The organism is Stenotrophomonas sp. YJH_SMC_105-26 (assembly GCF_059368915.1).
In genome coordinates this window covers 118466-139890 of the sequence record NZ_JCAFSD010000003.1, presented here as the reverse complement: position 1 = coordinate 139890, position 21425 = coordinate 118466, and the positions used below count along the sequence as shown (strand labels likewise).

The window sequence follows — 21425 nt, the reverse complement described above, 5'->3', positions numbered from 1 at the left end:
ATGCGTGCATGGCATTTTCTACGATGAATCCTCATGCTGCGCGATGAGTCGAGCATGGCTCGGCTCTACAGGGGGCCGCGGTGTCTGCGCGGGGTGTGGATCTACTCTGCGGGCTTGGCCGCTGCAGAGGCCGCCGCGCTTGCAGCGCGGCGTGACAGCACGGCTTCGCGGTGGGCGATGTAGGCGTTGGCGGCGAGGATGATGCCGGCACCGATGATCGTCCAGCGGTCCACCGTTTCGTTGAACAGCAGCCAGCCGAACAGCGTTACCAGTGGCAGCTGCAGGAAGCTGATCGGGGTCAGGGCGGAGACTTCGCCCAGCCGTAGCGCGCGGGTCCACAACAGCTGGCCGACGGTGCCGAGCACGCCGGTGGCCAGCAGCCACAGCCAGGCCGACCCGGTTGGCCAGGCCCAGACGAACAGCGCCGGCACCAGCGACAGCGGCACCCAGAACACGTAGGTATAGAGCACCACGGTATCGGCACTGTCGATGCGGGTCAGCTGCTTGATCTGGATCGCCACCAGCGAGCTGAGTACCGCCGCACCCACCGCGACCAGGCTGCCGGCGGTGAAGCCGGCGGTGCCGGGACGCACGATCACCAGCACGCCGATGAAGCCGACCACGACCGCGGCCCAGCGGCGCACGCGCACGGTTTCACCCAGCCACAGCACGGCGGCAATGGTGACGAACAGCGGCGTGGAATAGGAGAGCGAAACCGCCTGCGCCAACGGCAGGTGACCCAGCGCCCAGAATGCGCACAGCATCGAGCCCAGGCCGATTGCACTGCGCACGAAATAGCGTGGCAGCTGCTGCGTCTTCAAGGGCGCACGGCCGGGCCGCAGCAGCATCGGCAGCAGCGCCAGCAGGCCGAAGGCGTTGCGGAAGAACGCCACTTCCTGGGTGGGCACGTAGCGCGTGGCATAGCGGATCGCCACCGCCATCAGGCCGAACGCCATCGTGCTGCCGAGCATCAGCAGCGCCGCCCGCATCGGGGTGGCGCTGGGGGAAAGGGTGGGGCTGTTCACCACTGTGCGCCGAGCAGGCGGGGCTCCGGTTCGATCGGCACGCCGAACTTCTCCAGCACCGAGGCCGAGATGCGGCGCGCCAGCGCCAGCAGTTCAGCGCCGCTGGCATTGCCGTGGTTGACCAGCACCAGCGCGTGGCTGGGAGCCACGCCGGCATCGCCGTCGCGGAAGCCCTTCCAGCCGCAGGATTCGATCATCCAGGCCGCCGAGACCTTGCGCTTGTCGTCCTGCTCGGCCGGGAACACCGGCAGGTCGGGGAAATGCTGCAGCAGCACGTCGACCTGCTCCAGCGGCAGCACCGGGTTCTTGAAGAAGCTGCCGGCATTGCCGAGTACCTCCGGGTCGGGCAGCTTGCGGCGGCGGATCGCGATCACCGCATTGGCCACGTCCACCGCGCCCGGCAGCACCACGCCCTGCGCCTGCAGCTCTTCGCGGATGCCGGCGTAGTCCATGCGCAGATCGTGCAGCAGTGGCAGTTTCAGTTCGATGGCGGTGATCAGGTAGCGATCGGGCTGTTGCTTGAACACGCTGTCGCGGTAGGCGAAACCACACTGTTCGTTATCCAGGCGCACCCAGGCCTGTTCCTGGCAGTCCCAGGCTTCGACCGCCTGGATGAACTCGCCGACCTGCGCGCCATAGGCGCCGATGTTCTGGATCGGTGCGGCACCGGCGGTGCCGGGAATCAGCGCCAGGTTTTCCAGGCCGGACAGGCCTTCCTGCAGCGACCACATCACCAGGCCATGCCAGGGCACGCCGGCGCCGGCGCGGATCACGGCATGGTCGGCGCGGTGTTCAAGGAAACTGATGTCGCGGTTGCCGAACACCAGCACGGTACCGGGCAGGTCCTCGGCGATCAGGACGTTGCTGCCGGCACCCAGCACCAGCAGTGGGCCGTTGGCCACCTCGGGCAGTGCCAGCACCTCCGGCAGCAGCGCGGCATCGTGCAGTTCCAGCAGCTGTTCCGCATTGGCCTGCACGTGGAAGGTGTTCAGTCCCTGCAGCGGCGCATTTTGGGTGAGCGTCCAGCGCAGCGGGGCGTTGCCGTCGATGGTGTCCATGGGCGCGCTCACAGTGGAGCCACCGCGCCGCGGCTGGGCGCTTCGCGGCGGCGACGGATCGCCTCCACGCATTCGGAAACCAGCGCCGGTCCACGGAAGATCAGGCCGCTGTAGCACTGCACCAGCGCGGCACCGGCCGCCATCTTGGCCACGGCATCGGCACCGGACAGGATGCCGCCGACGCCGACCAAGGGCACCGACTCGGGCAGGCGCGAGCGCAGGCGGCGCAGCACCAGCGTGGACTGCTCCAGCACCGGCGCGCCGGACAGGCCACCGGCCTCGTTGGCCAGCGGATCGCCGGCCACCTTGCTGTGGTCGATGGTGGTGTTGGTGGCGATCACGCCGTCCACCTGCAGCTCGCCCAGCACGCGGGCGGCGGCATCGATGTCGCGCTCGCTGAGGTCCGGTGCCACCTTCACCAGCATCGGTACGCGGCGGCCGTGGCGGGCCGCGAGCTCTTCCTGGCGGTCACGCAACTGGCTGACCAGCTGGCGCAGCGCGGTTTCTTCCTGCAGTTCACGCAGGCCGGCGGTGTTGGGCGAGGAAATGTTGACAGTGATGTAGTCGGCCAGCGCGTACACCTTGTCCAGGCAGGCGATGTAATCGTCCACGGCCTGTTCGTTGGGGGTGTCCTTGTTCTTGCCGATGTTGATGCCGAGCAGGCCGCGGCGGTTGCGCGCGCGTTCGACGTTGCGCACCAGCGCGTCCACGCCCGCATTGTTGAAGCCCATGCGGTTGATGATCGCGTTGTGTTCCGGCAGGCGGAACAGGCGCGGCTGCGGATTGCCGGCCTGCGGGCGCGGGGTGATCGTGCCGATTTCGACGAAGCCGAAGCCGAGCGCGAACAGCGCATCGATGTGCTCCCCGTTCTTGTCCAGGCCGGCGGCCAGGCCGACCGGGTTGGGGAACGTCAGCCCGAACACCGTGCTGGGCATCGGCGCGATGCGTGCGGCCAGCAGCGGCGTGGTGCCGGTGCGATAGGCCAGGTCCAGTGCGGACAGGCCAAGGCCGTGGGCGCGCTCGGCGTCGAGCGAGAACAGGAAGGGGCGGGCAAGCGAATACATGCGTCGGTTCAGTCCAGCGTGCCGAGGAAGGCTCGGGTTCGATATTCAAAAGCGACCTGGCCGTCGACCGCGTGGGCGGCGAACAGGTGCTGCAGAGCGTCGATCATCGGTGCGTGGCGCGAATGACCGGGTTGAGGGGCGTAGGAGGAGGACAGCAGGCGCCCGCGCAGGGCGTCGAAGTCCAGGTACTGCACGTTCGGCAGCTCCACCCTGCCGCGCAGGCCAGCGCCGAACCAGGCCTGCATGGTCGCGTCGTCCTGGTAGCGCTCGGCCACAGCGGTGTAGTCGGTGCCGTAGTCCAGCAGCAGCTGTTCGTAGCCGATCAGGAACGGACTGGCATCGAGCAGGCGAGAATTCCAGTAGATGAGGGCCTGGCCGCCGGGGCGCAGGATGCGCTGCCACTCGGCGCGTACCGCCACGGTGTCGAACCAATGGAAGGCCTGCGCGACGCTGACCAGATCGATGCTGGCATCGTCCAGCGCGGTGGCCTCGGCGCGGCCGTCCACCGCACGGAACTGCGGGTACTGCGGTGCCAGCCATTCTTCGGCCGCGCCCCGCATGGCCGCATTGGGCTCAACCGCGACAACAGGATGGCCGCTGGCCAGGAACAGGCGGCTGGAAATGCCGGTACCGGCGCCGATGTCAGCCACACGCGCCTGCTGGCTGACACCCATCGGGCCATGCAGCCACTCCAGCAGCGCGGGTGGGTAGTCGGGCCGGTAGCGGACGTAGTCGGCGACGCGGCTGCTGAAGCGTTCAGTGCTGTCGGAGGCGGTCATGGCGTCAGTTCGACACCGCCGCCAGCCACGCCAGGCCGCCGAAGAACAGGATGAAGACCACGATGGCGGCAAGTGCCGCGCCGACCATGACCCAGCCCAGCACCAGGCCGGTGACGGCCAGGCCATCGCCTTCCAGTTCGTGCGGGCGGCGGCGGATTTCGGCGCGGGCCATGTGGCCGGTGATGATGGCGACGATGCTGGCCACGAAGGGCAGGACGGTCCAGCTGGCGATGCCCATGACCAGGCTGACCACGGCCAGGGCGCTTGTCTGTCGGGGTGCCACGCTCATCGGGGTCCTCCTTGGCAGTGTGCACATGATAGTGCCTCTGCCCCGGCAATCCCATGCCCGGCGGATGGGATGGCAGGCGTCGACCTTGGTCGACGAAAGGCATATCGGCCCTGGTAGGCGTCGACCTTGGTCGACGAAAGGGATTTCGGCCTTGGTAGGCGTCGAGCTTGGTCGACGAAGGGATTTCGGCCCTGGTAGGCGTCGACCTTGGTCGACGAAAGGCATGCCAACCAGGGTTGGCGGCTACCGAAGTGCCGGTATCAGCCCATCAACACCTGGCCGCCATCCACATTGAGCACGCTACCGGTGACCCAGCGCGCCAGCGGCGAGCACAGGAACAGGGCGGCGTCGGCGATCTCGCGCGGGTGGCCGAAGCGGCCGAACGGAATCTTCGCCAGGGTGCCGTGGTACAGCGCGGGATCCTCGACGCGACGACGGTCCCAGAGGCCGTCATCGAACTCGATCGAGCCCGGGGCGATGGCATTGACCCGGATCCGGTCCTTGGCCAGCGCCAGCGCCTGTGACGTGGTGTAGTGCGAAAGTGCCGCCTTGGCAGCGGCGTAGGGCGCGCCACCGGGGCGCGGCTGCTGCGCGGCAATCGACGACAGATTGAGGATGCAGGCGTCGCTGGAGGCACGCAGCCATGGCAGTGCCAGACGCGAGGCACGCACGGCCGCCATCAGGTCGATCTGCAGGCTGGCCGCCCAGCCGTCCTCGTCGTCGGCCATGCCGTAGCCGGTGGCATTGTTGACCAGTACATCGATACCGCCGAGGGCATCGGCGGCGGCCTGCAGCCAGGCCTGGATCTGGCCGGGATCGGCCAGATCGGTGGAAAACGCGTGCAGTTCGAAGCCCTGCGCCCGTGCATCGGCACGCAGGGCATCCAGGCCGGCCTGGCCGCGGGCGCAGACCGAGACCTGTGCGCCGGCGCCGGCAAAGGCCAGCGCCATTTCACGGCCAATGCCCTTGCTGCCGCCGGCGATGAGCACGCGGCGGCCGCTGAAATCGAGGGTCGGAGCCCCTGCGGGGATCCGACCCCTCGCTGGGGCCAGATCCCCGGAGGGGCTCTGACCCACGGACGTGTCCTCGTCGTTCGCCATCACAGGTCGAACTTGATGCCCTGGGCCAGCGGCAGCGAATCCGAATAGTTGATGGTGTTGGTCTGGCGGCGCATGTAGACCTTCCACGCATCCGAACCGGATTCGCGGCCACCGCCGGTGTCCTTCTCGCCACCGAAGGCGCCGCCGATCTCCGCACCGGACGTGCCGATGTTGATGTTGGCGATGCCGCAGTCGCTGCCGGCGGCCGACAGGAACTTCTCGGCAGTCTTCAGGTTCTGGGTGAAGATCGAGGACGACAGGCCCTGCGGCACGCCGTTCTGCATGTCGATGGCTTCATCGAGGGTGTCGTACGGCATCACGTACAGGATCGGCGCGAAGGTCTCGTGCTGGACCACGGCGTCGCTGTTCTTCAGGCCGGAGACGATGGCCGGCAACACGAAGTTGCCCGGGCGGTCGATGCGGCTGCCACCGGTTTCGATGGTGCCGCCGGCCGCCTTGGCCTGGGCGATCGCATCGAGGAACTGCTGCACGGCGCCTTCGCTGTTCAGCGGGCCCATCAGGTTGGCCGCATCGGTCGGGTCGCCGATCTTGCCTTCCACCTGCTTGTAGGCCTTGACCAGGGTGGCCAGCACGTCGGCGTAGATCGAGCGGTGCACGATCAGGCGGCGGGTGGTGGTGCAGCGCTGGCCGGCGGTGCCGACAGCGCCGAACACGATGCCCGGCACGGCCAGCTTCAGGTCGGCGGTTTCGTCCAGGATGATGGCGTTGTTGCCGCCGAGTTCCAGCAGGCAGCGGCCGAGGCGGCGCGCGACCTTCTCGTTGACGGTGCGGCCGACCTGGGTCGAGCCGGTGAAGCTGATCAGCGGCACGCGGCGGTCATCGACCATCTTTTCCGACAGCGCGGTGCCGGCATCGTTGATCAGGAAGAAGATGTCCGGGAAGCCGGCTTCGCGCAGGGCGTCGTTGCAGATCTTCAGCGAGGCGATGGCGGTCAGCGGCGTCTTGTTGGACGGCTTCCAGATGCACACGTCGCCACAGATGGCGGCCAGGAACGAGTTCCAGCTCCACACCGCGACCGGGAAGTTGAAGGCCGAGATGATGCCGACCAGGCCCAGCGGGTGGTACTGCTCGTACATGCGGTGGCCGGGGCGCTCGGAATGCATGGTGTAGCCGTACAGCATGCGGCTCTGGCCCACGGCGAAATCGGCGATGTCGATCATCTCCTGCACTTCGCCATCGCCTTCCGGCTTGCTCTTGCCCATTTCCAGCGCAACCAGCGAACCCAGGGCGTCCTTGTGCCTGCGCAGTGCTTCACCGCACAGGCGCACGGCTTCACCGCGGCGCGGGGCCGGCGTGGTGCGCCAGACCTTGAAGGCTTCCTGGGCGCGGGCCACGACGGTCTCGTACTCGGCCTCGGTGGTCGCGCGGACCTGCGCGATCGGCTCGCCGGTGGTCGGGTTGACCGGGGTGATCAGCTCACCGCTGGTCGCGCTCGACCACTCCCCGTTGCCCAGGTACGTGCCAGCGTTGATCGCGTCCAGGCCAAGGGACTTGAGCAGCTCGGAAGACATGCAGACTCCTGTATTTCGTTACGTTGTTTGGCGCCATCGCGGGCAGGTGGGGGACGCGATGAACTGAATCGCCGATGGTAGCAGAGCGCCCCGATCGGCCATGGTGCAACGCGCCAGCCAGGCCCGGCCGAACATGAATGCTTGGAGGGCAGGGCACGTTGCCTGTAAACTTCCCGGCTGCATGGCCCCGTAGCTCAGCTGGATAGAGCGTCCCCCTCCTAAGGGGAAGGTCGCCCGTTCGAATCGGGCCGGGGTCACCATCCACGCGCTGCCCGGGACGCCCTTCTTCGAGCGCTACAGCAGCTCCAGGCCGCGCAGTACCTGCGCCACGTGCGCACGCTCTTCGCCTCGCAGCCCAAGCAGCGGCCGTGGCAGGCAGTCCTCCGCACACAGGCCCATCAGTGCCGCCGCGCATGCCATGACGCGGATGCCACCGAAGCGGTCGTACAGCGCCCAGAGCGGCGCCAGCCTCGCCGACACGGCCTGCGCCGTCGCCATGTCGCCGGTGCCGGCCGCGCGGGTGATCTGCTGCACCACCCCGGGGAACAGCCCGCCGGTTACCGAGTACCAGCCATCGCAGCCAGCGGCCAGCCCGCGCACGGCGGCTGCGTCGCCGCTGATGCCCAGCGTGACATGCGCTGGAAGATGGGCGCGCAGTGCGGTGACGCGCGCCGCTGCTTCGGCAGGATCGTCGGAAAGGCGTGGGATCTTGATCGAGGCGATGTTGGGCAGGGCGGCGATCCGCCCATGCAGTTCATCGCTGAACCGGAAGTGGGTGGTGCCGGGATTGTCGTAGACACAGATCGGTGTGCCCACCGCCGTGCACACCGATTCGAAGAGCGTGTAGACCTCGTGCTCCTTCAATGGCTGGTAGGACACGGGTGCCAGCAGTAGGCCGGCTGCACCCGCATCTTCCGCGTCCCGGGCCAACGCCAGCACATCGCGGGTGCGCAGCGCACCGATGCCGACGATGACCGGGACATCGCCCGAATGGGCCAACGCTTCGCGCAGCACGCGCATGCGCTCGGCCTTTTCCAGGTAGGCGTAGCTGCCGGTGGAGCCGAGCACGCCCATCGACCCCACGCCAGCGGCCGCGAGACGCTCGACCAGCCCGGCGAAGGCGTGCAGGTCGATGCTCGATTCGTTCATCGGCGTAAGAGGAAAGGCGCTGAGGCCGTGGATCATGGCTAACCCCGAAGGCAGAGGGCGAAGGGAGGTTGTCTGCAGCGGCGACCCTGGACGGCTGGCATTGTTTATTGTCCTAGGACAAAATTCAAGCGCTGCCGTGCAACGTGATCCGGCCACCGGGATCGCGCACCATGGCGGCCATCCTTCCTTGCGGGCACGCCATGAGTGAGTACCTTCGCCCCGTGCAGCCTCCGCACTTCGCCGCCATCGGCGCGTGGCTGGATTCGGCCAGCGCAACCCGGCGCTGGGCCGGTACCGGCGTGGCGTATCCGCTCGTGCCGGACGCATTCGCGCACGCACTGCAACTGCAGCAGCGCCCGGGCTGGGTGCTGCTGGATGCGCATGGCCACTGCCTTGGTTTCGGCCAGTACTGGCCAACGACCTCCGGCACGCTGCACCTGGGCCGCATCATCGTTTCGCCGCGGGCACGCGGGCGTGGACTGGGACGTGTACTGATGCAGGCGCTGATGGCGCAGGCGTTGCAGTCGCCCGGGGCGGAGCGGCTGACCCTGCGTGTCTATCGTGACAACGTCGCGGCGGTGACCCTGTACCGCGACCTGGGCTTTCAGCCGATGGAAGACGCTTCGACGCCGGAACTGCTGTTCATGCAGCACCGTGCCGGCTGAGTGGTGATCACGCGCGCAGCACGGAAGCCTGTTGCGCCTGCCATTGCTCGCGGGTGATGCGGCTGATGTGTTCGGTGCGGTAGTCGCCGAGGAAGCTGTTGAACTTGTTCACTTCGGTATGGTGATGCTGGAAACCGCATTTGCTCTGTACGCTCAGGGACTGCAGGTTGTCGGCGAAGTAGCCGCACCACAGTGCGTCCAGGCGCAGGCCGAGGAAGGCGTGCCGCATCACTTCGCGCACTGCTTCGGGCACCAGGCCGCGCCCCCAGTACGGTACGCCGATCCAGTAGGCGATCTCGCCTTCGCGTTCGCCGATCTCGAAGTTGCTGTCGGCACCGATCAGGATGCCGACGCAGCCGATGGCGTGGCCATCTTCGCGGCTCTGCAGGGCATAGACCTCCGGCCGGTTGAACACGGTGCGGATGATCTCGGTACTTTCCTCGACGCTGGTGTGGGCTGGCCATCCGGCGATGGGCCCGACGCGCAGGTCGCGGGCGTATTCGTACAGGTCGGCGGCGTCGGTGTCGCGCCAGGGGCGCAGGATCAAGCGTTCGGTATGCAGCGGCATGGCCGTTCCAGGGGCAGGGAGAGAGCGCACAGGCTAGGCCGCGTCGGGCGGAGGGCACAGGGCGGGACCTTGATGTTTTCGGTACTTTTCACAACTGCCTCGTTGGCGCAGGTATGCTGTGCCCCGGAATGCAGCCGGATCGGCCAATGGACCGCATACCCCAGCTTCTGGATCAGGACGAATCGATGCGCCTGGAGGTCAGTACGCTGGCCGAAGGGCAGGGTGTTCCGCTGTCGTTCGGGCGCGCGTATCTGGCGGTACTGGTGTGCGTGTCCGGGCGTGCGCGCTTCGCACTGAACTTCCGTGAGGTGGCGGTGCAGCGGCACGACGTGCTGGTGCTGGCCGAGGACACGCTGGCGCTGCTGCGGAAGCGATCGCGTGGCTTCCTGGCGGTGGTCTGCCTGATGCCGAAGGCGCTGGCGTCGGAGGTGGCCTACGTACTGCCCAACGCGCTGCTCAAGTTCCTGCATGAGCATCCCCATTGCGTGCCGTCGCCGCTGGAGGTGCCGCTCCTGCAGGGCTGGCTGCAGCAGCTGATGGACGCGCAGCATACTGGGGGCCGCTATCGGCACGTGATGCTGCGCAATCTGCTGCAGACCTTTTTCCTGAAATTCTCCACGCTGTTGCCGGCACAGAAAGGGGCCGCAGCGCCGGTCAGCCGGCGCGAGCGCCTGGCCTGGAATTTCTGGGAACTGGTCGGCCAGCGCAGTACCCGCCAGCGCGACGTGCAGTCTTATGCCGATGCGTTGTGCATCACGCCGTTCTATCTTTCGCAGCTGACCCGCGAGTGCTTCGGTGAAACACCCAAGGCGTTGATCGACCGCCAGGTGGTGCTGGAGATCAAGGCGCTGCTGAGCTAGAGCGAGCTGCCGATCGGGCGCATCGCCGAGCGATTGTGCTTCGAGGATGCGTCCTACCTGTGCCGCTACTTCCGGCGGCACACCGGGCAGTCGCTGACCGGCTACCGCCGTGCGGGGCAGGGCGGCGCTAGTGGGATACGAACAGCGGTGCCGGCACTTCGGGCAGCAGATCCTCGGTAGCCCCGCCCAGCACGCGTTCGACCACGCAGTCGCGGCGGTAGGGCCCCAGCACCCGCAGATCGGCTTCGCCAGGCCTGGCGAAAGGTCAATCCTGCTTCAACAGCTCGACCAGCTGGCGCAGGCGATAGGGCTTGGGCAGGAACTCCACCTGCTCCGGCAGCGGCGGCAGCTGCGAGCGCGCGTAGCCGGAGGACAGGATCATGCGTGCCTGCGGCTGTTCGCGGGCGACGTGCTCGCTCAGTTCGATGCCGGACATGCCGTTGGGCATGCTGACATCGCTGAACACCACGTCAAAACGCGCCTCGCCCTTGAGCAGCTCCGCCGCCTCGTGGCCATCGGCGGTGGTGGCGACCTCGATGCCGAAATCGCGCAGGGCCAGGCCGATCATCTCGCGCAGATCGTTCTGGTCCTCCACCATCAGTACGCGGATCGGTTCATCGGTCATGGGTTGCTTCCTCTGATGCGGGTAACAGCAGGCTTACCGTCGTGCCGACACCGGGCGTGGTGGACACATCGACGAAGCCGCCGCTCTGGGTAGTGAATCCGAACACCTGGCTCAGGCCCAGGCCGCTGCCCTTGCCGATGTCCTTGGTGGTGAAGAAGGGCTCGCTGGCGCGCTCGGCGATGTCGGCCGCCATGCCATGGCCTTCGTCACAGACGCTGAGGGTGACATAGCCGCGTTGCAGCGTAGTGTCCGCATCCGGGTCGAGCCGATGTTCCAGCGCGGTGCCGATCAGGATGCGCCCGCCATCGATGGTGGCCTCTACGGCATTTGCCACCAGGTTGGCCAGGGCAGCCTGCAGCTGCATCGCGTCGGTGCACACCTGCGGCAGGCCCGGCGTGAGGCAGGCGTCCAGCGTCACCGTGGGTGGGCAGGCGCGCTGCAGGCCCGGCAGCCATTGCTGTACCAGCGTGTTGATGTCCAGCGGTTCGCGGATCAAGGTCTGGCCCGTGCTGAAGGCCAGCAGCTGGCGGGTCAGCAGGGCGCCGCGGTCGGTGGCCGCCTGCGCAGCGTCCAGCAGCTCGGCGGCGCGTGCATCGTCACCGCGGACGCGTAGCGACAGCAGGTCCAGTGCGTTGCCGATGGTGGTCAGCAGGTTGTTGAACTCGTGCGACAGGCCGCGGCTGAGCCGGCCGACCGTCTCGAACTGCTGGGTGTTGCGCAGCGCACGCTGGGCATCGCGCAGCAGTCGCTGTGCCTGCCATTGCTCGGTGATGTCGCGGGTGATCTTGACGAAGCCAAGCAGTTCGCCCGCTTCAACGACCGGCTCGATGACCACGCTGGCGCGGAACGAGGAGCCGTCGCGGCGTACCCGCCAGCCCTCGCTGGCAACATGGCCCTGCTGCGCCGCGAGGCGGAGCAGGCGCTGCGGTTCGCCGGCCTCGCGCTCGGTGGCCAGGTAGAAGCGACCGAAGTGCGTACCCACCACTTCATCGGCTGAATAGCCCTTGATACGCTCGGCGCCCGGGTTCCAGCTGCAGACGATGCCTTCAGGATCAAGCAGGTACAGCGCATGGTCGCGCACGCTGTCGATCAGCAATCGCAGTTGTCGGGAAGGGTCCGTCAGCACGGACGTCGTAGAGGCAGCTGCGTCCACGTGTAGATAAGTGTTACCCCTGTGAGGGACGTGAAGCTAGGCATTCAAGTGTGAAGGATGCGTGCACACCTGACACGTGCCATTTGTCCTGTGCGGCTGAATGCGACACGGAGTACCATCTTCCACCCTTTGCCTTCTGGAACCGACCTGCATGCGTCCTGGTGCGACTACGCGTGACCGCTGGATCTGGATGACCTCTGCCGTATTGCTGGCGGCGACCATCGCGCTGGAACTGGTGGTGCCGCTGGGATACGCGGTCTGGCTGGCCTATTTCCTGGCCGTGGGCGTCACGGTGTTCCAGCGCAGTGCGCGCGCGCCGTTCGTGGTCGCGATGATCGCCTGTGTCCTGCTGGTGATCGGCTTCAACGTGGCGCCCGCCAGCAACAACTCGTCGTTCTCGTTCGTCAACCGCACCATCGGTGGCTGCGCCTTCCTGATGATCGCGCTGATCGTCTCGCGCGCCATCCAGGCCCGCCGCCAGGCCATGCGCGCGCTCTGGCTGCAGGAGGCCGAGAACGCGGTGGCGTCGAGCCTGCGCGGTGACCTGGGGCCGGAGCAGATCGCCGAGGCGGCTGCGACGAGCCTGGCCGGGCAGCTGGACGCGGAGGTCGGTGCGGTCTATCGGCTGGAAGGCGGACGGCTGCAGCTGACCGGTGGCATGGCGCTGCCTTCGGGCGCGCCGGCCTCGCTGGCCCTGCACGAAGGGCTGGCCGGGCAGGTCGCTCGTGATGAACGGATCCGCCACCTGCATGGCGACGATGCCGCCGTGCTTGAACTGCAGACCAGCCTGGGCCGGCTGCCGGTGCGCGAGCGCATCCTGGCGCCGCTCAGCAGCGATGGTGCCGTGGTCGGCATCATCGAACTGGGCCGCGCCCGGGTCGGTGAACAGCGTGATCTGGATCGCGAGCTGCTGGAGCGCTGTGCCGAGACCATCGGCCTGGCGCTGCGCGCATCGCTGTTGCGTGCGCAACTGGTGGTGCTGCTGGAAGAGTCGCAGCGCCAGGGCGAGGAGCTGCAGGCCCAGCAGGAAGAGCTGCGCGTGGCCAACGAGGAGCTGGAAGAGCAGAGCCGCAGCCTGCTGCAGTCGCAGAGCCACCTGGAAGAACAGCAGGCCGAGCTGGAACAGAGCAACGTGCAGCTGGAAGAGCGCACCCACGAGCTGGAGGCGCAGAAGCAGGCGCTGCTGGTCGCGCAGAGCCAGCTGGTGCGCAACAGCAACGAACTGGCCGCGACATCGCGCTACAAGTCCGAGTTCCTGGCCAACATGTCGCACGAACTGCGCACGCCGCTGAACAGCTCGCTGATCCTGGCCAAGCTGCTGGCCGACAACAAGGACGGCACGCTCACCGAGGAACAGGTGAAGTACGCCCGTGCGATCCTCTCGTCCAACAACGATCTGTTGGCACTGATCAACGACATCCTCGACCTGTCGCGCATCGAGGCCGGCCATGTCGAACTGTCCGATGAAGTGGTGGTGGTCGACAGCGCGCTGCAGCGCCTGCGCGAGACCTTCGAGCCGATGGCGCGGCAGAAGGGCCTGGCCCTGCAGATCGAAGCCGATGCGCTGGCACCGAGCCAGCTGGTGGTCGACAGCCAGCGGCTGCAGCAGATCCTGAAGAACCTGCTGGCCAACGCGGTGAAGTTCACCGAGCACGGAAAGGTCAGCCTGCACGTGCGTGCGGCCGGCAACGGCCGCATCCGGTTCGAGGTGTGCGACACCGGCATCGGCATCGCCCGCGAGCAGCTGGACGTCATCTTTGAAGCCTTCCGCCAGGCCGACGGCAGCACCCGCCGTCGCTACGGCGGTACCGGCCTGGGCCTGTCGATCTCGCGCGATCTGGCCGAGCGCATGGGCGGCCAGATCCAGGTCGACAGCGAGCCCGGGCGCGGGAGCTGCTTCATCCTGGAGCTGCCATTGCAGGGCGCCCCCGCGGCGAGCGCAGCCGAGGCTGCCGAGGCCCCCGTGGCAGTGCCGGCGCCGGCACGGACACCGGCCGTGCTGCCGCCGGCGCCGGTGCGCGCTGCCACTGCGGCGGCGCCGGCCATCGCGTCGGCCGGCGTGGCCGACGACCGCGGCCGCCGCCAGCGCGCCGGGCGCCTGATCCTGGCGGTCGAGGACGATGCCACGTTCGCCGAGGCACTGGTGGCCCTGGCCCATGAACTGGACTTCGACTGCGTGGTGGCGGGTACGGCGGAAGAAGCGCTGACACTTGCCAGTGAGCTGCGTCCAAACGGCATCCTGCTTGATATCGGCCTGCCGGACGTGTCGGGCCTGAGCGTGCTGGAGCGCCTGAAGCGCAACCCCGAAACCCGCCACATCCCGGTGCATGTGGTCTCGGCAACGGACCGCAGCCAGGTGGCGCGCGAGCTGGGCGCGATCGGCTTCGCGATCAAGCCGACCACGCGCGAGCGGCTGGTGACGGCCATCGAGCAGCTGGAACTGACCAGCCAGCGCGACGTGCGGCGCCTGCTGATCGTCGAGGACGACAGCGAGCTGCGCAGCAACCTGGAACTGCTGCTGGGCCGCGACCAGCTGCAGATCGTCGCGGTGGGCACCCTGGCCGGCGCACTGGAACAGCTCAGCACGGTCACGTTCGACTGCATGGTGATGGACCTGTCGCTGCCCGACGGCAGCGGCTACGACCTGCTTGAACACATGGCCGGCAACGATGAGGTCGGTTTCCCGCCGGTGATCGTCTATACCGGCCGCGCGCTCAGCCGCGAGGAAGAGCAGCGCCTGCGCCGCTATTCCAAGAGCATCATCATCAAGGGTGCGCGTTCGCCGGAACGCCTGCTGGATGAAGTGACCCTGTTCCTGCACAGCGTCGAGGCCAGCCTGCCGACCGACCAGCAGCGCCTGCTGCGCGAAGCGCGCCGTCGCGACACCGTGCTCGATGGCCGTACCGTGCTGCTGGCCGAAGACGATGTCCGCAACATCTTCGCGCTGTCCAGCGTGCTCGAACCGCTCGGCGTCACGCTGGAGATCGCGCGCAATGGCCAGGAAGCGGTGGATCGCCTGGCCGAGCGCGAGGTCGATCTGGTGCTGATGGACATCATGATGCCGGAGAAGGATGGGCTGGCCGCGATGCGCGAGATCCGCGCACAGCGCCACCTGCAGGACCTGCCGATCATCGCGCTGACCGCCAAGGCCATGCCGGACGACCGTGAGCGATGCCTGCAGGCCGGTGCCAACGATTACATCGCCAAGCCCATCGATGTCGACAAGCTGGTCTCGCTGTGCCGGGTCTGGTGCTCGCGGCAATGAACGAACAGGCGCTGTTCGACCTGGAACTGAAGGTGCTGCTGGAAGCGCTGTACCAGCGCTACCACTACGACTTCCGCAGCTACGCGGTATCGTCGCTGCGGCGGCGCATCCGCCAGGCCATGCAGCGCTACGAGTGCGAGCGGCTGGCCGACCTGCAGCACCGCCTGCTGCACGAGCCGGACCTGTTCGCGCAGGCGATGCAGTTCTTTACAGTGCAGGTCTCGGAGATGTTCCGTGACCCGGCCTATTTCCGTGAGCTGCGCGAGCAGGTGGTGCCGGTGCTGCGCACCTATCCCTCGATGAAGCTGTGGGTGGCTGGCTGCAGCACCGGCGAGGAAGTGTGGTCGCTGGCGATCCTGCTGCACGAGGAGGGCCTGCTCGAGCGCAGCATCGTCTATGCCACCGACATCAATCCGGCAGCGCTGGCCACCGCCGAAGCCGGTGCCTATGGCATCGACCGCATGGCCCAGTTCAGCCGCAACTATCTGGCGGCCGGCGGCACCGCTTCGCTCTCCGACTACTACGCCACGGCCTACGATGGCGCGGTGTTCGACCGCCAGCTGCGCCGCAACGTGGTGTTCGCCGACCACAGCCTGGCCACCGACACCGTATTCTCCGAAGTGCACCTGGTGTCGTGCCGCAACGTGCTGATCTATTTCAACCGCGACCTGCAGGATCGCGCGGTGGGCCTGTTCCGTGATGCGCTGGTGCATCGCGGCTTCCTTGGCCTGGGCAGCAAGGAGTCGCTGCAGTTCGGGCGCCACCACGGTGCGTTCGAGGTCTGCTCGCGCGAGCATCGCCTGTACCGGAAAGTCGCCTGATGAGCCTGCCGATACGACCGGCCGTGCTGGTGATCGGGGCCTCTGCGGGGGGGGTCGCAGCGCTGCAGACGGTGCTTGGCGCGCTGCCTGCGGCACTGCCGGCGCCGGTGCTGGCAGTGCTGCACCTGCCACGCGATCGCAGCAGCCGCATCGCCGAAGTGCTGGCGCCGTACTGCGCGCTGCCGGTGCGCGAGGCCGAAGACAAGCAGCCGCTGCAGCCTGGCACGGTGACCTTTGCGCCACCGGACTATCACCTGCTGGTGGAAGACGCCGGTTCGCTGGCGCTGTCGGTCGACGCCCCGGTGCTGTTTTCGCGCCCGGCCATCGATCCGCTGTTCGAGTCGGCGGCGGCGGTGTTCGGCGCGCAGGTGCTGGCCTTGCTGCTGACCGGTGCCAGCAGTGATGGCAGCGAAGGCGTGGCCGCCGTGCGTGCCGCTGGTGGCCGCGCCTGGCTGCAATGTCCCGAGGAGGCCGAGGCATCGATGATGCCGGCCTCCGCCCTGCAGCACGCTGGCGCCGATGCCGTGCTGCCCCTTGAACTGATGTGCCGTCGCCTGAAGGAGTTGTTTGCATGAACCTGTTGCCACCGGACCCTGCGCAGTCGCAGACCCCGGTCAACCTGCTGATCGTCGATGACGTGCCGCAGAACCTGGTAGCCATGCAGGCGCTGCTGCAGCGCGAGGGCGTGAACCTGCTGCTTGCGGGCTCGGGTGCGCAGGCGCTGGAGCTGCTGCTGGAGCACGAGGTGGCGCTGGCATTGCTGGATGTGCACATGCCGGAGATCGATGGCTTCACCCTGGCCGAGCTGATGCGCGGTTCGCACCGCAGCCGCGATGTGCCGATCATCTTCCTGACCGCCTCGCCGGATGACCCGGTGCGTGCCTTCAAGGGCTACGAAACCGGTGCGGTCGATTTCCTGCACAAGCCGGTCGCACCGCAGGTGATCCTGAGCAAGGTCAACGTCTTCATCGAGCTCTACCAGCAGCGCCAGCTGCTGAAGGCGCGCAACGAGGCGCTGGAACGTTCGCTCAAGCTCAACGAGACGATGGCGGCCGTGCTCACCCATGACCTGCGCACGCCGCTGTCGGCGATCCTGCTGTGTGCCGACAAGCTGGCGCTGGAGCTTCCAGAGGACAATGCCGGTGCGCAGCAGACCCTGAAGCACCTGGAAGCCAGCACCCTGCGCATGGCGCGGATGGTCGAGCAGCTGCTGGACTTTTCGCGGATCCGCAGCGGCGGCCTGCGCCTGCAGGCAAGTGCCTGCGATCTTGCGGAAGTGACGCGTGCCGTGGTGGCCGAAGCGGGCAGCGCCCACGGCCACGCACGGGTGCATCTCGACATGCAGGGCGATACCCGCCTGCAGGGTGATCTGGATCGGCTTGGCCAGGTCGCCGCGAACCTGGTCGGCAACGCGCTTACCCATGGCAGCGAGGCGAGGGTGGAGGTGGACGGCCGCGATCCGCGCAGCGTGCTGCTGCGGGTAAGCAACGCCGGTCGGATCGACGACGCGCTGCTGCCGCGATTGTTCGAGCCGTTCAAGGCCAGTTTCCACCCCAGCAATGGCCTGGGGCTGGGCCTGTACATCGTTGATCAGTTCGTCCGCGCGCACGGCGGCCACATCGGCGCGCGCAACGAGGCGGGGCAGGTGGTGTTCGAGGCGACGCTGCCACGGCGCTCTGAAAGCCCGGCAACGGCGGCCAGCTGAATCCTTCAGCAAGCGACGCGTGGATCTGAGACGGGCTCGTCCGCAACTGCTACCGTGGCGGCAGATATTGCCAAGGAAGCACCATGCCACTGCGTGCGATCGCCTATGTCAGCCGGGCGCTGCCGGATCTCTCCGCTCGACGGCTGCAGGCGCTGGTCGACGATGCGGCCCGCTTCAACAAGATGGCCGGCGTGACCGGCGTGCTGCTGCACGACGGCGGGCGTTTCCTGCAGTACATCGAAGGGCCGCCGGATGGCATCGGTTCGGTCTACGAACGCATCCTGCAGGCCGGCAGCCATATCGACATCATTGAACTGGCGCGCGGCCGCCTGGGCCAGCGCCAGTTTCCGTACTGGTCGATGCGCGCGCTGCAGGTGGAGGAGGCGCTGTTGCGCCAGCTGTCATCCAGTGACTGGTCGGGCTTTACCCGTACGCTGCAGGGTGATCGCTCCGCGCCGACGCCGGTGGACCTGCTCGACAACGTTGTGCAGCCAGCACTGCACGCCGGCTGAGCGTCAGCCCGAGGTGCCGCCGCCGCAATAGGCGGCATGCAGCGCCTGCAGCACGCCCAATGCGGGCCCTTCCTGCATGCGGTAGTGGATGGCCTGTGCTTCGCGCCGGGTCGCCACGATGTCCATATCGCGCAGCACAGCCAGGTGCTGCGACAGCGCGGACGCACTCAATCCGGTCAGCGCCTGCAGCTCCGGTACCGGCGCTTCGCCTTCGACCAGGCGGCACAGCACGCGCAAGCGGGCAGGATGGGCCAGGCGCTTGAGCAGGGCAGCGGCCTGCGCGGCGTGCTTGGCCATCGCGGCACTGTCGAGCGGGGTGCTGGGCATGGTTGACCTTTTTGTTTAGATGTGTCTAATTTAGATAAATCTAAATAAAAGGGCAATCCCATGAAAGGCGTGAATGAGGGCAGGGCATGAACCTGTCGTGGACTGCGGTGGCCGGCGGTGGGCTGATCGGCGCCGCCGCAGTGCTGTTGCTCGCCACCCTCGGGCGTGTGGCCGGTATCAGCGGGATCGCCGCAGGCAGTCTGCGCGCAGCGGAAGGCGAGCGCGGATGGCGCTGGGCCTTCCTGTCTGGCCTGCTCGCGGCGGCCGGGCTGGTGCTGTGGTGGCAGTCGCTGCCCGACGCGTCGCCGCGGGTTCAGTTGCGCGATGCCTTGCCTGCCTGGCAGTTGATCGGCGCCGGCCTGCTGGTGGGCTTCGGCACCCGCTTGGGCAGTGGCTGTACCAGTGGTCACGGCGTCTGTGGCATGGCTCGCGGCTCGAAGCGCTCGCTGCTGGCGGTGCTGGTGTTCATGGCCTGCGCGATGCTGACGACGTTCCTCATCCGCCACGGCGGAGGCCTGGCATGAGCCGCGCGACAGGGGCCGCGGCAGCGGCGGGTGCGCTGTTCGGTGCGGGGCTGGCGCTTTCGGGGATGACCGACGCGCGCCGTGTGCTCGGCTTCCTCGACATTGCGGGTGATTTCGATCCCACCCTGGTGTGGGTGCTGGGCTCGGCGCTGCTGGTCAGTGCGGTCGGCCAGCGCTGGGTGCTGCGCCGCGCGCAGCCGTGGTTCGCGCTGCGCTTCCAGCTGCCCAGTGCGCGTGATGTCGATGCGCGCCTGCTGCTGGGTGCCGCACTGTTCGGTATCGGCTGGGGATGGGCTGGCTATTGCCCGGGACCGGCCATCGCCGGGCTGGCAGTCGCATCGCGTGAAACGCTGTGGTTCGTGCCTGCAATGCTTGCAGGTTTCTGGCTGCACGATCGGGTCGTACGCTGAGGCTTCACCCCTGTGTCACCCTGCGTGCGGTCAGATCCGGGGTTCACGGGGAAAGGAGCACAACGACATGGTACGGATGAAGTGGACGGGCAGGGCAATGCTGGCGGTCGCACTGGCCGCTGCGGTGGCACCGGCGCTGGCCTGCACGCGCGCGGTGTACCTGGGTGACAACGGTGATGTGATCACCGCACGCTCGATGGACTGGAAGGTCGACGTGGCGACCAACCTCTATGTGCTGCCGCGCGGCATCGCGCGCACCGGCCAGGCCGGACCGAAGTCGCTGGCCTGGACAGCGCGCTATGGTTCGGTGGTGGCCACCGGCTACGACGTGTCGACCACCGATGGCATGAACGAGAAGGGCCTGGTGGCCAACCTGCTGTGGCTGGTCGAATCGGAGTATCCGCAGCAGCGCGGCAACAAGCCGGGACTGGCGATCTCGCTGTGGGCGCAGTATGTGCTGGACAATTTCGCGACCGTGGATGAGGCAGTGGCGGCGCTGAAGCGCGAGCCGTACTCGATCGTCACCGACAAGGTGCCGGGCGAGGACCGCCAGGCAACGCTGCATCTGTCGCTGTCCGACGCGAGCGGCGACAGTGCCATCGTCGAGTACATCGGGGGGCGCCAGGTGATCCACCATGACCGGCGCTACCAGGTGATGACCAACTCGCCGATCTTCGAGCAGCAGCTGGCACTCAACAGCTACTGGCAGCAGATCGGTGGCACGGTGATGCTGCCAGGTACCAACCGCTCGTCCGACCGCTTCGCGCGTGCGTCGTTCTACATCAACGCCATTCCCAAGGCCGAGGACCCGGTGGAAGCGCTGGCCAGCGTGTTCAGCGTGATCCGCAATGCGTCGGTGCCGTATGGCATCACCACGCCGGGCGAGCCGAACATCTCATCGACGCGCTGGCGCACGGTGGCCGACCACAAGCGGCGGTTGTACTTCTTCGAATCGGCGCTGACCCCCAACACCTTCTGGATCGATCTGAACAAGGTCGATTTCGGCGGCCAGGTGCTCAAGCTCGACCTTGGCAAGGACCAGCGCAACACGTTCGCCGGCGATGCATTGGGTCACTTCGTACCCAGTGCACCGTTCGCCTTCCTCGGCGTGGACGGCTAGCGCGCGGCCTGGTCCGGCGCGTCCTTCGGATAGACCGCCAGCACGCTGCAGCCCGGGCGGGCGAAGCGCGGCGTGCTGGCGCGCATGTCGCCGGGGATTCCGGACGGCGTCTCCACGATGCGATCGCCCGGATTGCCACAGATCAGGCCGTTCTGGAAACCGGACTGGAATTCCACCGAGGTCGCCCCGGCCAGGATCGAGCAGCTGCCGGCCAGTTCGACGCGGTAGTAGCGATTGCCGCCATTGCGGCGCGGATTGGTCTCCACCACCACGCCTTGCGGATCCTCGTTCCAGCTGCGCACATGGCGGGTGGCGAAGCAGAACGCTGGCGAGGCCTGGAAGGTATGGCGCGGGCTGCTGCCGCCACGGCTGGGCTTGCCTGTGGCGGTCACGTTCACCGGCGGCAGGGTGGCCGCGTACAGGCGACTGCTCTGGCGAGCGGTGCTGGCGAACTCCCGGTTGTCGATGGGGGTGACACTGCCGACGCCGCAGCGGCGGCCATCCACCATCACCTGTTCACTGGGGCGGCCGCAGGCCCAGCCCGAAGGCGCCTCCAGCCGCAGTGCGCTGGCTTCGTTGACACCCGGGCAGGCTGCGCTGAAGTCGATGCGGAAGGCCTGGCCCCTGCCATCACGGACCGCGATGGCGGTCGGTGTCTCCTGCTCGACCTGGCGTACGTCACGTGCGTCCAGGCAGTGCGGTGCAGGTGCGATGCGCTCGGCGGCCGATGGCGCGGATGGCGCCTGGGCCAGGGCGGCCAGGGGTAAGGCGCTGGCCAGTGCCAGCGGAAGCAATCGGATCATGCTGTTCATCCTGCCATCCCTGCGTCTGTAACTGGCTGGAACATAGCATGGCCGGTGCCGGGGCCGCGTTG

22 protein-coding genes, 1 tRNA gene and 1 pseudogene are annotated in these 21425 nt (G+C 67.6%); 11 read left to right on the top strand and 13 right to left on the bottom strand.

Annotated features, from left to right (window positions below):
• Nucleotides 1-101 precede the first annotated feature (101 nt).
• From AC5P7F_RS10490 to amaB, 7 genes are all read right to left on the bottom strand, one after another.
• Nucleotides 102-989: an EamA family transporter gene (locus tag AC5P7F_RS10490; RefSeq protein ID WP_164077578.1), complete on the bottom strand. Its 888-nt coding sequence runs from the start codon at nt 987-989 to the stop codon at nt 102-104.
• A 32-nt stretch (nt 990-1021) separates the two neighbouring features.
• Entirely contained in the window at nt 1022-2083 is a 1062-nt protein-coding gene (gene murB, locus AC5P7F_RS10485; protein WP_014646918.1) for a UDP-N-acetylmuramate dehydrogenase, read from the bottom strand.
• Between the two features lie 8 nt (nt 2084-2091).
• A complete protein-coding gene (locus AC5P7F_RS10480; protein WP_032962331.1) occupies nt 2092-3147 on the bottom strand; it encodes a quinone-dependent dihydroorotate dehydrogenase in 1056 nt (351 codons plus the stop codon).
• Nucleotides 3148-3155: 8 nt separating this feature from the next.
• On the bottom strand, nt 3156-3926 hold the full coding sequence (locus tag AC5P7F_RS10475) for a methyltransferase domain-containing protein (protein ID WP_197637189.1): 771 nt from the start codon (nt 3924-3926) through the stop codon (nt 3156-3158).
• Between the two features lie 4 nt (nt 3927-3930).
• Nucleotides 3931-4215, bottom strand: coding sequence for a DUF4190 domain-containing protein (locus tag AC5P7F_RS10470; protein WP_014646921.1), 285 nt, complete (start codon nt 4213-4215; stop codon nt 3931-3933).
• 260 nt (nt 4216-4475) lie between these two features.
• The gene (locus AC5P7F_RS10465; protein ID WP_197602826.1) at nt 4476-5315 is read right to left on the bottom strand and encodes an SDR family NAD(P)-dependent oxidoreductase; all 840 of its coding nucleotides are present in this window, start codon (nt 5313-5315) and stop codon (nt 4476-4478) included.
• Nucleotides 5315-6847, bottom strand: a complete 1533-nt coding sequence (gene amaB / locus AC5P7F_RS10460) for an L-piperidine-6-carboxylate dehydrogenase (RefSeq protein WP_014646923.1) — start codon at nt 6845-6847, stop codon at nt 5315-5317. Before amaB ends, AC5P7F_RS10465 begins: the two co-directional genes overlap by 1 nt.
• A gap of 183 nt (nt 6848-7030) precedes the next feature.
• Here amaB and AC5P7F_RS10455 point away from each other — a divergent pair.
• A tRNA-Arg gene (locus AC5P7F_RS10455) sits at nt 7031-7107 on the top strand.
• Nucleotides 7108-7141: 34 nt separating this feature from the next.
• On the opposite strand, the gene AC5P7F_RS10450 is transcribed toward AC5P7F_RS10455, so the two are convergent.
• Nucleotides 7142-8032 carry a dihydrodipicolinate synthase family protein gene (locus tag AC5P7F_RS10450; RefSeq protein ID WP_164077563.1) on the bottom strand — a complete coding sequence of 297 codons (891 nt, stop codon included), beginning with the start codon at nt 8030-8032 and terminating at the stop codon, nt 7142-7144.
• A gap of 164 nt (nt 8033-8196) precedes the next feature.
• On the opposite strand from AC5P7F_RS10450, the gene AC5P7F_RS10445 reads away from it, so the two are divergent.
• Nucleotides 8197-8661, top strand: a complete 465-nt coding sequence (locus tag AC5P7F_RS10445; RefSeq protein WP_197641357.1) for a GNAT family N-acetyltransferase — start codon at nt 8197-8199, stop codon at nt 8659-8661.
• Nucleotides 8662-8668: 7 nt separating this feature from the next.
• Here AC5P7F_RS10445 and AC5P7F_RS10440 read toward each other — a convergent pair whose 3' ends face one another.
• On the bottom strand, nt 8669-9229 hold the full coding sequence (locus tag AC5P7F_RS10440) for a GNAT family N-acetyltransferase (RefSeq protein ID WP_111206794.1): 561 nt from the start codon (nt 9227-9229) through the stop codon (nt 8669-8671).
• Nucleotides 9230-9375: 146 nt separating this feature from the next.
• On the opposite strand from AC5P7F_RS10440, the pseudogene AC5P7F_RS10435 reads away from it, so the two are divergent.
• Nucleotides 9376-10269: pseudogene (locus tag AC5P7F_RS10435) on the top strand (helix-turn-helix domain-containing protein).
• A gap of 85 nt (nt 10270-10354) precedes the next feature.
• Here AC5P7F_RS10435 and AC5P7F_RS10430 read toward each other — a convergent pair.
• Both AC5P7F_RS10430 and AC5P7F_RS10425 read right to left on the bottom strand, forming a co-directional pair.
• Nucleotides 10355-10714: a response regulator gene (locus AC5P7F_RS10430; protein ID WP_014646927.1), complete on the bottom strand. Its 360-nt coding sequence runs from the start codon at nt 10712-10714 to the stop codon at nt 10355-10357.
• Nucleotides 10704-11867, bottom strand: coding sequence for a two-component system sensor histidine kinase NtrB (locus AC5P7F_RS10425; RefSeq protein WP_401730139.1), 1164 nt, complete (start codon nt 11865-11867; stop codon nt 10704-10706). Before AC5P7F_RS10425 ends, AC5P7F_RS10430 begins: the two co-directional genes overlap by 11 nt.
• 151 nt (nt 11868-12018) lie before the next feature.
• Between AC5P7F_RS10425 and AC5P7F_RS10420 the strand changes: the two genes are divergently transcribed.
• From AC5P7F_RS10420 to AC5P7F_RS10400, 5 genes are all read left to right on the top strand, one after another.
• Nucleotides 12019-15132 carry a response regulator gene (locus AC5P7F_RS10420; RefSeq protein WP_164077562.1) on the top strand — a complete coding sequence of 1038 codons (3114 nt, stop codon included), beginning with the start codon at nt 12019-12021 and terminating at the stop codon, nt 15130-15132.
• Nucleotides 15129-15953 (top strand): CheR family methyltransferase, encoded by an 825-nt coding sequence (locus tag AC5P7F_RS10415; protein WP_053494382.1) that lies wholly within the window; start codon nt 15129-15131, stop codon nt 15951-15953. Before AC5P7F_RS10420 ends, AC5P7F_RS10415 begins: the two co-directional genes overlap by 4 nt.
• Nucleotides 15953-16528, top strand: a complete 576-nt coding sequence (locus AC5P7F_RS10410; protein ID WP_046430340.1) for a chemotaxis protein CheB — start codon at nt 15953-15955, stop codon at nt 16526-16528. Before AC5P7F_RS10415 ends, AC5P7F_RS10410 begins: the two co-directional genes overlap by 1 nt.
• Nucleotides 16525-17658: a hybrid sensor histidine kinase/response regulator gene (locus AC5P7F_RS10405; protein WP_032957670.1), complete on the top strand. Its 1134-nt coding sequence runs from the start codon at nt 16525-16527 to the stop codon at nt 17656-17658. The genes AC5P7F_RS10410 and AC5P7F_RS10405 overlap by 4 nt, the downstream gene beginning before the upstream one ends.
• Before the next feature lie 83 nt (nt 17659-17741).
• Nucleotides 17742-18170 carry a BLUF domain-containing protein gene (locus tag AC5P7F_RS10400; protein WP_164077561.1) on the top strand — a complete coding sequence of 143 codons (429 nt, stop codon included), beginning with the start codon at nt 17742-17744 and terminating at the stop codon, nt 18168-18170.
• A gap of 3 nt (nt 18171-18173) precedes the next feature.
• On the opposite strand, the gene AC5P7F_RS10395 is transcribed toward AC5P7F_RS10400, so the two are convergent.
• Nucleotides 18174-18497, bottom strand: a complete 324-nt coding sequence (locus AC5P7F_RS10395; RefSeq protein ID WP_032957672.1) for an ArsR/SmtB family transcription factor — start codon at nt 18495-18497, stop codon at nt 18174-18176.
• Nucleotides 18498-18583: 86 nt separating this feature from the next.
• On the opposite strand from AC5P7F_RS10395, the gene AC5P7F_RS10390 reads away from it, so the two are divergent.
• The 3 genes from AC5P7F_RS10390 to AC5P7F_RS10380 all read left to right on the top strand — a co-directional run bounded on the left by AC5P7F_RS10390 (nt 18584) and on the right by AC5P7F_RS10380 (nt 20551).
• On the top strand, nt 18584-19021 hold the full coding sequence (locus AC5P7F_RS10390; RefSeq protein ID WP_164077560.1) for a YeeE/YedE family protein: 438 nt from the start codon (nt 18584-18586) through the stop codon (nt 19019-19021).
• Nucleotides 19018-19431 (top strand): DUF6691 family protein, encoded by a 414-nt coding sequence (locus tag AC5P7F_RS10385; protein WP_164077559.1) that lies wholly within the window; start codon nt 19018-19020, stop codon nt 19429-19431. Before AC5P7F_RS10390 ends, AC5P7F_RS10385 begins: the two co-directional genes overlap by 4 nt.
• A gap of 67 nt (nt 19432-19498) precedes the next feature.
• Nucleotides 19499-20551 carry a linear amide C-N hydrolase gene (locus tag AC5P7F_RS10380; protein WP_014646937.1) on the top strand — a complete coding sequence of 351 codons (1053 nt, stop codon included), beginning with the start codon at nt 19499-19501 and terminating at the stop codon, nt 20549-20551.
• Here AC5P7F_RS10380 and AC5P7F_RS10375 read toward each other — a convergent pair.
• Nucleotides 20548-21354 (bottom strand): DUF6491 family protein, encoded by an 807-nt coding sequence (locus AC5P7F_RS10375; RefSeq protein ID WP_239510513.1) that lies wholly within the window; start codon nt 21352-21354, stop codon nt 20548-20550. The genes AC5P7F_RS10380 and AC5P7F_RS10375 overlap by 4 nt on opposite strands.
• Nucleotides 21355-21425: the final 71 nt, after the last annotated feature.